This is a genomic window from Bizionia sediminis (assembly GCF_042684585.1).
Lineage (GTDB): Bacteria > Bacteroidota > Bacteroidia > Flavobacteriales > Flavobacteriaceae > Algorimicrobium > Algorimicrobium sediminis.
Genome location: NZ_JBHULS010000001.1, coordinates 93,875 through 108,622, shown reverse-complemented (window position 1 = coordinate 108,622; position 14,748 = coordinate 93,875). Strand labels below are relative to the sequence as shown.

The following is a 14,748-nucleotide window of genomic DNA, read 5'->3' as shown; positions in this document are numbered from 1 at the left end:
ATGAATAAAATTGCCATAATTGATGACAACCTCATTTTTAGAAAGGTTACCAGCATGCATTTACAAAAGCTAGGTTTTTTAACTGACGATATTTTAGTTTTTGAAAATGGTCAAGAAATTTTCGATTTTATAAAACATCATATCAATAACATTGCCCAGTTACCAAAAACCTTGTTTCTTGATTTAAACATGCCCATTATGGATGGGTGGGACTTTTTAAAGCAGTTACAGCAATTAAAAATTGAACACCTTTACCAACCCCAAATTTATATTGTAACCTCATCTGTGGACGATAAGGATTATAACGACGCCATGCGCAGTCAAAGCGTTCACGGGTTTCTTGTAAAACCAATAAATGCGGCATCACTTCAGGGGTTGCTTCAAAAACACAATAGTTAACCCATAAAAAAACCAAAACATGATTTATTTATTAGCCAAAACAAAAAAACACCTAACGCTTTTACAACGTAGCCTTATTGTTACCATTATAGTCTGCTTAACTAGCTGTGCCGAGCTGCAACAAGTTGTAGATAATTTACCTGAAAACGCACCACAACTATCCAATGCCGATATTGCCATGGGCTTACGCCAAGCTTTAAATCAGGGTATAGACCAACAGGTAAGCTCTTTAATGCAAGAGGACGGTTTTTATAAAAACGATTTGGTTAAAATTTTACTTCCAGAAGAACTTCAAAAAGTAGATAAAGCCCTACGAAATGTGGGCTTAAGTAATTTAGCCGATGAAGGCCTAAAACTACTTAACCGAGCCGCCGAAGATGCTGTAAAAACAGCTACACCCATTTTTATTGAAGCGGTAAAAGAAATAACTTTTGCCGATGCCAAAGCTATTTTACTTGGCAATAACGATGCCGCCACCCAGTATTTAGCACAAAAAACAAAAGCTCCTTTATACCAACAATTTCACCCGGTCATAAATAATTCATTTAATAATGTGGGGGCCAACACTATTTGGACGTCTATAATTGAAACCTACAATGATTTACCATTTACAAGCGATGTCAATCCTAATTTAACAGACTATGTTACCGAGGAAGCCTTAAAAGGTGTTTATAAAATGATTGCTATTGAAGAAAATGCTATAAGAACAAGCTACAAATCAAGAACAACCACTATTTTAAAACAGGTTTTTGCACTACAAGATTAAATACCTAATTTTAGTTTTTACAACAAACATGTTTTAAAAATTTATTTTTTACAAAAACTTAACAATTTCAGTAATAAAAATTTAATTTTTTGTTGGTATTTCTCGAAAAAAATAAATACATTTATTTTAAGTACCAGTAACAATGAAAAAAACCTTCAATCTTAAGCAATCACAAGACATGCTGCAAGCACGTTATCGAGAACTTGTGGAGCAAGCCTACAATTTAAGACAAACCGATTCTGCCCAAAGCGATATTTCAGCATTTAAAGCAGTAAAAGTTTTAAACAAATTAAATAAGCTATCTTATTTAAACAGAGAGTCTCCACAAACTGCCAAACAGCTATAGTTTTAGCTAATATTTAACGTTTATAAGCATCTATAAACTAGTGGTTTCCGTATATATTTAAAAAAGAATATATGGAAACGCAATTCTGTAAAATTGGAAAAACAAAAGTTAGTTTAAAAGATCTTTTAAACCTTAAGGCTATACACGACACACATGCCGTTTACGCACAAAATACACCAAAATCGCCTATGACTAGTCGCGATGTAGACACACTTTTGAAATCTGAAATAGACAGTATAAAAGATCTTATTTTGGCCTCAAAACGAAGTTATGTAATTTTTTAAAATAGCTAAAAGCTAGTAATAATCGGCTGCCATACCAAGAAAACATTTCGCCATCTATTAATTCTACGTGTGCATTGGGAAATTGAGGATGTATTAAATCCTTGTGCAAATCCTTAAACGGATACGGTTCGCTGGACAAGAATACAAAATCCACATGAGCATATACCGTGTTAGGGGCTAGTTCGGGGTACCTTTTTTTATGAGCAAATGCGTTCGTAAACTTATTTAGCTCTAACATGTAATGTATAAAGGTATTATTAGCGGCCAGCATCCAAGGATCTTTCCAAATAAAGTAAGCCACTTCCCTTGTTGGTAGTGTTTTTGTAAATTTTTCAAAATCTGTTTTGGCAGTTGCTATTTTTTCCGCAAGTTGTTCGGCTCGGGGCGCGCAATTAAACACTTGCCCATACATGCGTATAAGTTCAATGCAGTTGGCTATAGTATTAATATCACTAATATGTACAGGTGCTATCGCTTCTAATTCCGCAATCATTTCTTGCGTATTTTCCTCTTTATTACACAAAATGATGTCCGGATTTAAATCGCGAATTTTATGATAATGCACCTGTTTTGTACCGCCAACAACCGTTGTTTGTTTCCTTATATGTTGCGGATGCACACAAAATTTGGTAACACCTACTAAAGCCGATTCCAAACCCAAATCGCAAATTAATTCGGTAATACTAGGCACTAGGCATACTATGCGTTTTGGCGTACTACTAAAATAGCACTCCCGGTACAACTGGTCCTTAATCCACATGTTTTAAAATATAAGACATTTCCTGTTGCATTTCACGAGCTTTCTGTGCTGCTGCCTCCGCAAAATTGGCCGTATTGGAAGCATAAATAATTCCCCGAGAAGAGTTTACAAGCAAGCCCACATTTGCAGCCATACCATATTTACAAACATCTTTTAACTTGCCACCCTGGGCACCAACACCTGGAACCAGTAAAAAATTATTAGGAATTATTTTCCGAATTTCGGCAAAATAGTCGGCTTTAGTTGCCCCAACAACATACATCAAATTTTCGGAATGCGCCCAGGTTTTCGAAGTTTCTAGCACTTGTTTATACAACTCCACACCTGCTACTTGCTTTGTTTGAAAATCGAAAGCACCTTCATTAGATGTTAAAGCCAATAGTATGGTGTGTTTATTTTTAAACGCCAAAAATGGTTCAACCGAATCCTTTCCCATGTAAGGTGCTACCGTAACACTATCGAAAGCCAAATCTTCAAAAAAAGCTTTGGCATACATGCTACTCGTATTTCCAATATCACCACGTTTAGCATCGGCGATGGTAAAAATATCTGGATGGTTTTCATTGAGGTAGTTAATTGTTTTCTCTAAGGCCTGCCAACCTTTTAAACCGTAAGCCTCATAAAATGCTGTATTTGGTTTGTAGGCAACGCACAAATGGTGGGTCGCGTCTATAATGGCTTTATTAAATGCAAAAATAGGATCGGATTCTTGGAGTAAATGTTTTGGAATTTTATGTATATCCACATCCAAACCAATGCACAAAAAAGATTGTTTTTTTAAAATTTGCTGGGTTAGTTCTTGTGTTGTCATGGCATAAAAAAACCTCCATTACTAGAGGCTTTCATTTTTAAATATGTTCATCGCTAGCCTTCAGTTTCTGTGTATTTTCGGCTAGCATTAATTCATCTATAATTCTTTGAATATCACCGTTTACAATATTCGACAGATCGTAAAGCGTTAAACCAATTCTATGATCTGTTACCCGTCCTTGTGGGTAATTGTAGGTTCTAATTTTAGCACTTCTATCGCCCGAGGTAACCATACTACCACGTAGCGCGGCATCTTCTTCCATTTTTTTTGCCAACTCCAAATCGTATAAGCGCGACCGCAGTACTTTAAACGCTTTTTCCTTGTTTTTATGCTGCGATTTTTGATCCTGACATTGTGCCACCAAGCCAGTTGGTATGTGCGTTAATCGTACCGCAGAATAGGTTGTGTTTACCGATTGACCACCCGGACCCGATGAACAGAAAAAATCGATACGGACATCTTTGGGGTTTATCTCTACATCAAACTCTTCTGCTTCTGGAAAAACCATAACCGTAGCGGCACTGGTATGAACACGTCCTTGGGTTTCCGTTTGAGGTACGCGTTGCACACGGTGTACACCGGCCTCAAATTTTAAAGTACCATAAACATCTTCACCTGATACTTCAAACTGAATTTCCTTAAAGCCACCATTGGTACCTTCGCTATAATCTACGGTATCGACTTTCCAACCTTTACTTTCGCAGTATTTTGAATACATACGAAACAAATCGCCTGCAAAAATACTTGCCTCATCGCCACCTGTTCCCGCACGCAATTCCACAACCGCATTTTTAGAATCTTGAGGGTCTTTTGGTATAAGCAAAAATTTAATTTCTTCCTCTAACTTCGGAATACCTTCTTTAGCCTCTTCATATTGCATTTTGGCCATTTCCACCATTTCTGGATCGCTACCATCCTCAAGAATTTCTTCGGCTTCTTTTAGGTTATCTGTTAATTCAACGTAGGCTTCCCGCTTATCCATTAGCAGGCGTAAATCTTTATACTCTTTATTTAAAGCTACGTAGCGTTTTTGGTCGGATATAATATCTGGTTGGATTATTAAATCGCTAACCTCATCAAAACGCTGTTTTATAATTTGTAATTTATCTAACATCTAGTTTTTTCAATTGTTCCGTAAAAATACGATAATTTATGAATTGTAATATTTTTTGCGTGTCACTTTAAAAATTATTCATCTATTTTTTTGTAAATTACATCTATGCATCAACTAGCTGCTTTATTTCAATTTTATAAACCCTATTTATTTTGGTCCGTTTTAATTACAATTATCTTAAAAAGTCTGGGATCGGAATTAGTTGTTATTTGTATTTCTAAATTCGTTTTAATTGGCTTTTTATGGTACACGTTTACCGAAACTACCTTGAAGCGTCAGTTCATTTTTTATAAAAATTTAGGCATTACAGCAGGACAACTTTTTGGTGCTATGTTTTTGTTCGACTTAATGGTTACCTTATTAATTTCCATTATTCTAAATAGCTTTTTATGACATTAGAATTAGATAATGTAGAACTTTACTTCAACCGTAAATGCATTTTAAATGGTGTATATTTAAAGGCACAAACTGGCCAAGTTACAGGAATATTAGGCCGAAATGGCTGCGGAAAAAGCTGTATTTTAAACATCATTTTTGGATCCTTGCTACCAAAATATAAACTTATTCGTTTAAACAACAAGCCCATTACAAAACCGCTTTACCAAACAAACATGGTGCGCTACTTACCGCAATTCTCCGCAACACCAAACAACCTGAAGCTGCAACGCGCTTTTCATTTTTTTAAGATATCTTGGCTGGAATTTATTACTCATTTCCCGACATTTGAAAAATATAAGCAGGTTTCTTTTCGGCATCTTTCAGGTGGGGAACGTCGTATTATTGAACTGTACTTAATTTTAATGAGTAGGTGCAAGGTAGTGCTCCTAGACGAACCCTTCTCGCATATCGCTCCGGTTTATGTGGCACGTATTAAACAGCTCATTAACCAAGAAAAAGCGCATAAAATAATTATTATTACAGACCATTTATTTAGGGATATTATTGACATAAGCGACAGGCTATACCTAATTAAAAACGGACACACCAAACTGGTTTCCAATTTGGAGGAACTGGAAAACCAAAATTATATTACTAGTAATATGTTATAAGCTGTTATAAAACTTAATAAACTCATTACTGCAAGTTATCTCAACAAAAAAGCCCTCCAAAAACACGAAAGATTATTAGGTTTTGCCAAGACTTCAAAAGCTGCTGTGTGGTGCAACATTTTAAAAACCTTTTGCTAAACGGAATCCTTTCGGGAATTTGGAAAGCTTTTCGGTATTAGTTTAAAACCGTATTACCCGCATTTAGAGGAGCCACAATCCTTACAAGTTAGGCAGCCTTCTTGATAAATTAAATTTTCAGATTTACAATTTGTACAAGTATACCCTTTGGCTTTTGTACCATCGGCTACATAACGTTTAAGTGCTCTACCCACACCGTTTTTCCAGGTATTAATAGACTCGGAATCTAGTTGTAAACTATTTATTAGTTCTACAATATTATCTATTGGCATACCGTGTCGTAAGGTACTTGAAATTAGTTTGGCATAGTTCCAAAATTCTGGATTAAATTTATGCGATAAACCTTCGATAGTGGTTTTATAGCCGCGTTTATTTTCGTACTGAAAATCGTAACGAGACGTCCCGTCTTCATTTTTATTTTTAATAATTAGGCCGTTTTCTACCCATCGCGGAATTAGAATACCATCCTCGTCGTCCGACAAACCGGTGAATATTTCGTACGGTTTTCCGTCTATTAACCCAATAAAGGCAATCCATTTTTCTTTTTTATTTTGGAAGCGCACCACGTCTGCCTCCAAAATTTGTGGTCGTTTTACCGGGAAATTAGTTAATGTATCTGCTTGGTCGGTTTCTTTTTTATCATCGTTAGAAATTAAAACACCAGATCGCGAACCATCGCGATATACGGTTACGCCCTTACAGCCAACTTCCCAGGCTTTTAAATAAAGCTCTCCTACCAATTCTTCGCTAACATCGTTAGGCAAATTAATAGTTACAGAAATAGAGTGGTCTACCCATTTTTGAACAGCTCCTTGCATGGACACCTTACTTAACCAATCTACATCGTTGGATGTTGCTTTGTAGTATGGCGATTGTTTTATAAGCGCATCCAATTCCTCTTGGGTGAAATTTTTAGTTGAATCGATGCCATTTACATCCATCCACTGCTTAAAACGGTGATGAAAAACAACATATTCTTCCCAGGAATCGCCTACCTCATCCACAAAATCTACACGCGCTTGCTTATCGTTAGGATTTACTTTACGTCTGCGCTTGTAAACAGGCATAAATACGGGCTCAATCCCGGAGGACGTTTGCGTCATTAAACTGGTTGTTCCAGTAGGCGCAATTGTAAGCAGCGCAATATTGCGGCGACCGTGCTCTAGCATGTCAAAATACAATTTTTCGTCGACCTCCTTTAATCTTAAAATAAACGGATTATTCTTTTCGCGTTCCGAATCGAAAATAGCAAAAGCTCCGCGTTCTTTAGCTGCTTGCACAGACGCTCTGTAAGTTTCTAAAGCCAGTGTTTTATGAACTTCTACAGAAAATGCATTTCCAGCCTCGCTACCATATTGAATACCTAGGGCTGCTAGCATATCGCCTTCTGCTGTAATACCAATTCCCGTGCGTCTGCCCTCTTCTGCTTTTTTACGTATGTTAACCCATAAATTACGCTCGGTTGCTTTTATATCGGCTTGCTCCGGATCGGCATCTATTTTTGCTAAAATGGCGTCTATTTTTTCCAACTCCAAATCGATAATATCGTCCATAATACGTTGTGCTGCCACAGCGTGTTTTTTAAACAAGTCGAAATCAAAAGATGCTTGTTTCGTAAATGGGTTGTTTACGTAGGACAACAAATTAATTGCCAGCAATCGGCAGGAATCGTAGGGACAAAGTGGAATTTCGCCACACGGATTTGTTGAGACTGTCGTGTACCCTAAATCAGCATAACAATCCGGAACAGATTCGTTTATAATAGTATCCCAAAACAGAATCCCCGGCTCGGCAGATTTCCAAGCATTGTGTACAATTTTCTTCCAAATACCGTTAGCGTCTATAGTTTTAGATACTTTAGGCTGCGCACTAAATACAGGATATTTTTGGGTATAGGTTGTATTGTTTTTTACTGCATGCATAAAAGCATCGTCTATTCGTACCGATACATTAGCGCCAGTAACCTTACCTTGTTCAAGCTTGGCATCAATAAAATCTTCAGAATCTGGATGGTTAATAGACACCGAAAGCATTAAGGCGCCACGACGCCCATCCTGCGCCACCTCGCGGGTAGAATTGGAGTAACGCTCCATAAAAGGCACAATACCCGTAGAGGTTAATGCCGAGTTTTTAACAGGCGATCCTTTTGGTCGGATATGAGACAAATCGTGACCAACACCGCCACGGCGTTTCATAAGCTGCACTTGCTCCTGATCTATTTTCATGATACCGCCATAGGAGTCTGAACTTCCAGCATTACCAATTACAAAACAATTAGACAAGGAAGCTGTTTGATGCGGATTCCCTATGCCAGCCATGGGGCTGCCTTGAGGCACAATGTATGTAAAGTTTTTTATTAAAGCCAAAACGTCTTGTTCAGACATAGGATTTGGATAGCGACTTTCAATACGTGCTATTTCTTTAGCAATACGCACATGCATATCGTGCGGCGTTCGCTCGTACAAATTGCCTTCTGAATCTTTTAATGCATATTTATTAATCCAAACGCGTGCTGCAAGATCGTCGCCCTTAAAATATTGTACAGAAGCCTCAAAAGCCTCTTCTTGCGTGTAGGTTTTAGCACTGCTAACTGTTTTAACCTGTGTTGCCATAGTGGAAGATGGTTTAAATTGGTGAAATTATTTGTTTAGTAAAGAACGTAATTTTTTTCTATTTAAACCACTATAAAAAATAAAAAGTTTTCAGCTAATATTTTTAATTAACTAAAAACCAATTATTTATATATTTGTTAACAACCAAAAGTTAACAAATAATTTTTATTTATTTAAAACTCATAAACCACACCTACACCTAACAACTGCTTCCATTGCACCCGCGCTCCCAGTTCAACGAGTTCGGTTTCTTGAGTTTCGGAGTTGGTAATTTCTTCTTTTATTTTGATGTCGTTATCATATTTAATATGCGAGCCAAGTGTGGCTTTTATAAAGTTATTAACTTTAAAGTCGAATACTATCTCCCAGTCTACATCCACGTTTCCAAAATCGTTTATATAGTCGGTGTAAAAACTCATAAAATTACGAAGGGACACATTATCAAACAAGGCTGTTTCATAAGTACTTGTAAGTAGCATACCTAATTCCTTCCTAACGCGCTCTCCCGAACGTACCAAATTACCCTCTGCATCATATTCCGCAGGCATAACACCAAAGGATCCTGCGTTGGATAAAGCCTCATCAAAAACAAAGGTTGTTTTAAGCGTTGCTGGAGAAAAGTAAGTAGAAAATTTATCGATATTTTTTCCATATTCAATACCGCCCCCTAAAAACAAATAACCTGGCGCCATAAATTTGGATATCGGATTATCTCTGTTGGGATAATTATACCCGTTAGCAAACTGTGTTTTAAAACTAAATCTAGCCGAATAATACCAATTTGTAAGTTTATTTTTCCGAAACCCCAAACTAGATTTTATTTCAAGCAAATCGTCTGTTTTTCTAAATTCCTGCTCCTCTTGCTTGTTTAAACCATAGCGAGCCGCCAAATTGCTATCCCAAATAAAATTTCGGTATTTGTAGCGCAAATCGCTGGCAATACTAACCAAACCAGAAATAGAATTACTACCACCCGAATTCCAGTTAACAAACGCGACCTCGTTTATATCCAGCCCCGCTGTATTGGAATTGGACCAAACCGGTGCATTAAAATTTTCTGCTGGCTTAAAAAACAACGAATCAGGTTGCGCAAAACCATTTTGAGTAAAAACAAAAAATACACTAAAAAAAACTGTCAATATTGTAAATCGCATACTAATAAACTACCAAATTAATAATACACAAACTCTCCAAATGGACTTTTTATTGTTAACTGCTTTTTTTCTGCAGCTTCAACACGCCCAACAATTTTGGCATCCACCTGAAATGATTTAGAAATATCAATGATTTTTTGGGCAATTTCTGGGTTTACATACAATTCCATACGATGACCACAATTAAACACCTGATACATTTCTTTCCAGTCTGTTTTGGATTGCTCCTGAATAAGCTGAAATAAAGGAGGCACTGGAAACATATTATCCTTAATAACATGTAAGTTGTCCACAAAGTGAAGTATTTTGGTTTGCGCACCACCGCTACAATGAATTATTCCGTGAATATCTTGATTTGTAAACTCCTGAAGTATTTTTTTAATTATAGGGGCATACGTGCGTGTTGGCGACAACACTAATTTACCTGCATTAACGGGCGCACCTGGTACGGCATCGGTTAACCCCACTTGCCCAGCGTATACCAAATCCTCCGGTACCGAGGCATCGTAACTTTCAGGATATTTTGATGCGAGTGCTTTGTGAAACACATCGTGTCTTGCAGATGTTAATCCGTTACTTCCCATACCACCATTGTAAGCCGTTTCGTAACTAGCCTGTCCAAAGGATTCTAAACCAACTATTACATTGCCAGCTTTTATATTCGCATTATCAATAACATCGGTGCGTTTTATGCGTACTGTAACGGTAGAGTCTACAATAATAGTTCGCACCAAATCTCCCACATCGGCCGTTTCGCCACCAGTTGCGTGAATGGTTACCCCAAACGCTTTTAAATCGGCTATTAACTCTTCGGTTCCATTAATGATAGCCGATAAAACTTCGGCCGGAATATTATTTTTATTTCTACCTATTGTGGAAGACAGCAAAATATTATCGGTTGCACCAACACAGAGCAAATCGTCTATATTCATAATAAGCGCATCTTGGGCAATACCTTTCCAAACAGACAAATCGCCCGTTTCTTTCCAATACATATAGGCTAAAGAAGACTTTGTTCCAGCGCCGTCTGCATGCATAATAACGCAGTATTCCGGGTCGTTGGTTAAATAGTCAGGAATAATTTTACAAAAGGCTTTTGGAAACAAACCTTTATCGATATTTTTAATGGCATTGTGAACATCTTCTTTGGCGGCCGAAACGCCGCGCTGCGCGTATCGCTTACTAACTTCTTGACTCATATCATGGAATTGAGCCACAAAAATAACAATTGTTATCTATTTAGCATTAGGATTTAAGTTAGATTTCAAAAATCCAATACAGCGGTAACTCCTTAAAGGCTATTTGTAATTTTGCAAACCATTTCACTCCTTTAAAACCTATAAAAAAGAAACATTTTCGCCTAAAAAAAATAAAGCCATATTTCATTAAATATGGTTTTATTAACTGTGCAGCTATATGAGTAATTATTTTTTTGTAGGAAAACAACCTAAAGTATTAGCGCGGTATTATTTTCTCACCAAAACAGCGCGCTATTTTGTAAACAACAACTCCCTGTATTTAGTTAGTGGCCAAAGCTCGTCGTCCACCAAGAGTTCCAACTTATCGCAGTGGTAGCGAATGGTATCGAAATACGGTTTTACTTTAAAGCAATAAGCCTCTGCTTTTTTATCTACATCACCAAGTTTGTTAGCAATTTTACGCTCGTTAATCATTTTAGTAACATCGGAGTTTATAGAAGCAATATGTTCGGAAATATCCTCAATTAAATTAAGCTGCTCTTGACCAAACTTTTTAAAATCTTCACCATAAATTTCTTTCAGACCCTTTACGTTTTCAATTAAAATATTCTGATAACGCACGGCTACTGGTATAATGTGATTTCGCGCAATGTCGCCAAGTACGCGCCCTTCAATTTGAATGCGCATGGCATAGTCTTCCATTTCTATTTCGTAACGCGCCTGGGATTCTACACGATTCATAACCCCCAAATCTTCAAACAAGCGCAGTGCTTTTTCAGAAACCTTCGCTTTTAAGGCCTCGGGTGTTGTTTTATGATTACTTAAACCACGACGTTTAGCTTCCATTTCCCACTCTTCGCCGTAGCCATTTCCTTCAAACAATACATTTTGAGATTGCTTTATGTATTCGCGCAATACGTTAAAAATAGCCTCGTCTTTCTTTAACTTTTTGGTGTTAATAAGCACATCTACCTCGGCTTTAAAGTCTATTAACTGTTTAGCCATAATGGTGTTTAACACCGTCATGGGGTTGGCACAGTTAGCTTTTGAACCTACGGCTCTAAATTCAAACTTATTACCTGTAAATGCAAATGAAGACGTTCTGTTTCTGTCGGTATTATCTAATAAAATTTCGGGTATTTTTCCAACCACATTAAGTTTTAAATCGGTTTTTTCCTGTGGCGACAACTTACCATTTGTTACATTTTGCAATTCATTTAACACATTTGTAAGTTGCTCACCTATAAATACCGATACAATAGCGGGTGGCGCTTCATTAGCACCCAAGCGGTGATCGTTACTAGCCGAGGCAATAGCTGCACGTATAATTTCTTCGTGATCGTTTACAGCCTTAATGGCATTGATAAAAAAGGTTAGGAACTGAAGATTGCTCATGGGTGTTTTTCCGGGACTAAACAGGTTTACACCTGTATCTGTAGCCAAACTCCAGTTATTGTGTTTTCCGGAACCATTTACGCCTTTGTAAGGTTTTTCGTGAAAGAGCACTTTTAAATTATGACGCTCGCCTACCTTATGCATTAAATCCATTAACAAGGAGTTGTGATCCACTGCCAAATTGGCCTCATCAAAAACGGGTGCTAATTCAAATTGGTTTGGCGCTACTTCATTATGCCTTGTTTTGGCAGGAATACCTAACAACATGCACTCTTTTTCCAAATCGCGCATAAACTGCATAGCCCTTGCGGGGATTGTACCAAAATAATGATCGTCTAATTGTTGCCCTTTTGCTGGCGAGTGCCCAAGCATAGTACGTCCGGTAAGCACTAAATCTGGCCGAGAAGCCGCCAAAGCACTATCCACCAAAAAATACTCTTGCTCCCACCCTAAAGACGCGTTTACTTTTTTAACATTTTTATCGAAATATTTACACACATCCACAGCTGCAGCATCTACAGCTTGTAATGCCCGTAGCAAAGGTGTTTTATAATCTAATGCTTCGCCAGTATAGGCAACAAATACGGTAGGAATACAGAGTGTCGTTCCATAAATAAAAGCTGGCGATGTAGGATCCCAGGCCGTATAACCACGAGCCTCAAAGGTGTTTCGGATGCCACCATTAGGGAAACTAGAAGCATCTGGCTCCTGTTGCACTAATTGCCCACCACCAAATTTTTCAATAGCGCGCCCGTTTCCAATAGGCTCGAAAAAAGCGTCGTGTTTTTCGGCTGTTGTACCTGTTAATGGTTGAAACCAATGTGTATAATGTGTAACACCTTTAGAAATGGCCCACTCTTTCATTCCTGTTGAAATATGGTCAGCCACCTGTCGGTCTATTTTAGAACCATTTTGCATGGCATCCATAACACTACTGAACGCCTCTTTGGTTAAGAACTGACGCATGGTGTCCTCGTTAAATACGTTAGCACCAAAAATAGCAGAGCGGCGCTCGGTTTCGGTTATAGTAATTGGTTGGCGATTAAGGGTTTCTTTAATAGCATGAAATCGTAAAGTAGACATGTGTTGTGTTGTTAAAATTACGCCACAAATGTACATTAATTTTAATAAAACAAAAGCATACCCTATTATTTTTAGGGTCTAAACACCCAAAAAAGGGTTTTTACAAACAGAACCCCTATTAATTATTACCCATAAACGCTAAATAAACGAAAAGAATATAAGCCCCTAAAAGCAAACCACCTTTGTAACGACCCAATTGAAGCCTTTTAGGCAGAAAAGCCAGAGGCAGCAGCACAGCAGAAAACCCTAACATCCAAAAAATATCTTGCGATAAAATATTAGGGTTATTAACAGGAATGGGATGAATCATGGCCGTTAATCCTAAAACCGAAGCAATATTGAAAATATTAGAGCCAATTAAATTTCCTAATGAAATGGCTTTTTCCTTTTTTAAAGCCGCAATTACAGAAGCGGCTAATTCGGGCACACTCGTACCAATAGCCACCATAGTAACCGAAATTACACGCTCGCTTATACCTAAAGTAGTTGCCAAATCCTTGGCCCCAACCACCAACCATTCACTACCAAAATACAGCGCTGCAGCACCTATAAGTAACCACACAATTACTTTAAAATTTGAAGTAGTTTGTAGGGTAACATCCACTTCATCGGTATCGGTACTCATTTTTCCGGCTTTTTTAGATCTTCGGATAAGAATAAAAAGAAATAAAATAAGCGCTAGCATTAAAGCCAGTCCTTCCTTAAAATCTAATAGCAAGCCGGTACTTAACATAACATATAGTGCTACCGAAAGAAGCATCATCATAGGCCAATTTAATAAGTAAAAATCCTTATCAATAGCTAACGGCGATATAAAAGCCGTAACCCCCAACACCAAACCTATATTTGCAATATTAGAACCAATTACATTACCAAGCGCTATATCTGGCGATCCATCCAGAGCTGCTTGTAAACTCACCAATAATTCGGGCGCCGATGTTGCAAAGGACACCACTGTCATACCAATAACAAGTTTAGAAATATTAAATTTAAAAGAAAGTGCTACAGAAGAGCGTACTAAAAACTCACCACCCACTACGAGCAACACCAATCCTAAAAGCATCCAAATTACACTCATTATCCTTTAATTTTTTCTATTTAATTATTGCTTATTTCTGGTTGCGAAGATACTATTTCCGCCGATTTTTATAACAAAACTAAAAAAATCGTTATTTAACTATTATTTTAGTTTCAAAACTATAAAAATAGTTATATATTTACAACGCTTGCATACGTGCTACACGCGTCAGAAAAACAAACCCTTTAAAAATTTATTTATGCAAAAATTAACTAACAAAGAAGAAGAAATAATGCACATTTTATGGCGTTTAAAAAAGGCCTTTGTAAAAGATGTATTAGCAGCTATAAAAACAGACAAACCACACTACAACACACTTTCTACCATTATCCGAAATTTAGAGGAAAAAGGGTATGTTAGCCATAAGGCTTATGGCAAAACGCATGAATACTTTCCCGTTGTTAGTAAAGAGCAATACAAGAAGAAGTTTATGCATACGGCCATTACTAATTATTTTAATAGTTCTTATAAAAACGTGGTTTCCTTTTTTGCTGAAGAAGAAAAAATAAGTGTGGCTGAACTGAAAGAGATTATTGCCTTAATTGAAAAAAACAAGTAGT

At 37.3% G+C, this 14,748-nt stretch carries 15 protein-coding genes; 7 read left to right on the top strand and 8 right to left on the bottom strand.

Features of this window, described 5'->3' with window-relative positions; all coding sequences use genetic code 11:
• From ACFSQP_RS00435 to ACFSQP_RS00420, 4 genes are all read left to right on the top strand, one after another.
• Positions 1-399 (top strand): response regulator, encoded by a 399-nt coding sequence (locus tag ACFSQP_RS00435; protein WP_376890975.1) that lies wholly within the window; start codon positions 1-3, stop codon positions 397-399.
• 19 nt (positions 400-418) lie between these two features.
• Entirely contained in the window at positions 419-1,165 is a 747-nt protein-coding gene (locus ACFSQP_RS00430) for a DUF4197 domain-containing protein (RefSeq protein WP_376890973.1), read from the top strand.
• 142 nt (positions 1,166-1,307) lie between these two features.
• Positions 1,308-1,511 carry a Lacal_2735 family protein gene (locus ACFSQP_RS00425; RefSeq protein ID WP_376890972.1) on the top strand — a complete coding sequence of 68 codons (204 nt, stop codon included), beginning with the start codon at positions 1,308-1,310 and terminating at the stop codon, positions 1,509-1,511.
• A 71-nt stretch (positions 1,512-1,582) separates the two neighbouring features.
• Positions 1,583-1,795, top strand: a complete 213-nt coding sequence (locus ACFSQP_RS00420; protein ID WP_376890971.1) for a hypothetical protein — start codon at positions 1,583-1,585, stop codon at positions 1,793-1,795.
• On the opposite strand, the gene ACFSQP_RS00415 is transcribed toward ACFSQP_RS00420, so the two are convergent.
• The 3 genes from ACFSQP_RS00415 to prfA are packed head-to-tail and all read right to left on the bottom strand — an operon-like array spanning position 1,758 to position 4,480.
• Positions 1,758-2,555 carry an ABC transporter substrate-binding protein gene (locus tag ACFSQP_RS00415; RefSeq protein ID WP_376890970.1) on the bottom strand — a complete coding sequence of 266 codons (798 nt, stop codon included), beginning with the start codon at positions 2,553-2,555 and terminating at the stop codon, positions 1,758-1,760. The two genes, ACFSQP_RS00420 and ACFSQP_RS00415, sit on opposite strands and share 38 nt — an antisense overlap.
• Positions 2,545-3,366 carry an orotidine-5'-phosphate decarboxylase gene (gene pyrF / locus ACFSQP_RS00410; protein ID WP_376890968.1) on the bottom strand — a complete coding sequence of 274 codons (822 nt, stop codon included), beginning with the start codon at positions 3,364-3,366 and terminating at the stop codon, positions 2,545-2,547. Before pyrF ends, ACFSQP_RS00415 begins: the two co-directional genes overlap by 11 nt.
• Positions 3,367-3,403: 37 nt before the next feature.
• Positions 3,404-4,480 carry a peptide chain release factor 1 gene (prfA, locus tag ACFSQP_RS00405; RefSeq protein ID WP_376890967.1) on the bottom strand — a complete coding sequence of 359 codons (1,077 nt, stop codon included), beginning with the start codon at positions 4,478-4,480 and terminating at the stop codon, positions 3,404-3,406.
• A gap of 105 nt (positions 4,481-4,585) precedes the next feature.
• Between prfA and ACFSQP_RS00400 the strand changes: the two genes are divergently transcribed.
• On the top strand, positions 4,586-4,873 hold the full coding sequence (locus tag ACFSQP_RS00400; RefSeq protein ID WP_376890965.1) for a hypothetical protein: 288 nt from the start codon (positions 4,586-4,588) through the stop codon (positions 4,871-4,873).
• Entirely contained in the window at positions 4,870-5,529 is a 660-nt protein-coding gene (locus ACFSQP_RS00395; RefSeq protein WP_376890963.1) for an ATP-binding cassette domain-containing protein, read from the top strand. The genes ACFSQP_RS00400 and ACFSQP_RS00395 overlap by 4 nt, the downstream gene beginning before the upstream one ends.
• 191 nt (positions 5,530-5,720) lie before the next feature.
• Here the strand turns inward: ACFSQP_RS00395 and ACFSQP_RS00390 are convergent, their stop codons facing one another.
• From ACFSQP_RS00390 to ACFSQP_RS00370, 5 genes are all read right to left on the bottom strand, one after another.
• Positions 5,721-8,279 (bottom strand): adenosylcobalamin-dependent ribonucleoside-diphosphate reductase, encoded by a 2,559-nt coding sequence (locus ACFSQP_RS00390; RefSeq protein ID WP_376890961.1) that lies wholly within the window; start codon positions 8,277-8,279, stop codon positions 5,721-5,723.
• Positions 8,280-8,452: 173 nt separating this feature from the next.
• Complete coding sequence (locus ACFSQP_RS00385) at positions 8,453-9,418, bottom strand: DUF3078 domain-containing protein (protein ID WP_376890960.1); 966 nt, start codon at positions 9,416-9,418, stop codon at positions 8,453-8,455.
• Between the two features lie 32 nt (positions 9,419-9,450).
• A complete protein-coding gene (locus tag ACFSQP_RS00380) occupies positions 9,451-10,632 on the bottom strand; it encodes an AIR synthase related protein (protein WP_376890958.1) in 1,182 nt (393 codons plus the stop codon).
• Between the two features lie 291 nt (positions 10,633-10,923).
• Positions 10,924-13,110 carry a glutamine synthetase III family protein gene (locus tag ACFSQP_RS00375; protein ID WP_376890956.1) on the bottom strand — a complete coding sequence of 729 codons (2,187 nt, stop codon included), beginning with the start codon at positions 13,108-13,110 and terminating at the stop codon, positions 10,924-10,926.
• Between the two features lie 118 nt (positions 13,111-13,228).
• The gene (locus ACFSQP_RS00370) at positions 13,229-14,188 is read right to left on the bottom strand and encodes a calcium/sodium antiporter (RefSeq protein ID WP_376890954.1); all 960 of its coding nucleotides are present in this window, start codon (positions 14,186-14,188) and stop codon (positions 13,229-13,231) included.
• 199 nt (positions 14,189-14,387) lie between these two features.
• Between ACFSQP_RS00370 and ACFSQP_RS00365 the strand changes: the two genes are divergently transcribed.
• Positions 14,388-14,747 carry a BlaI/MecI/CopY family transcriptional regulator gene (locus ACFSQP_RS00365; protein WP_376890952.1) on the top strand — a complete coding sequence of 120 codons (360 nt, stop codon included), beginning with the start codon at positions 14,388-14,390 and terminating at the stop codon, positions 14,745-14,747.
• Position 14,748: the final 1 nt, after the last annotated feature.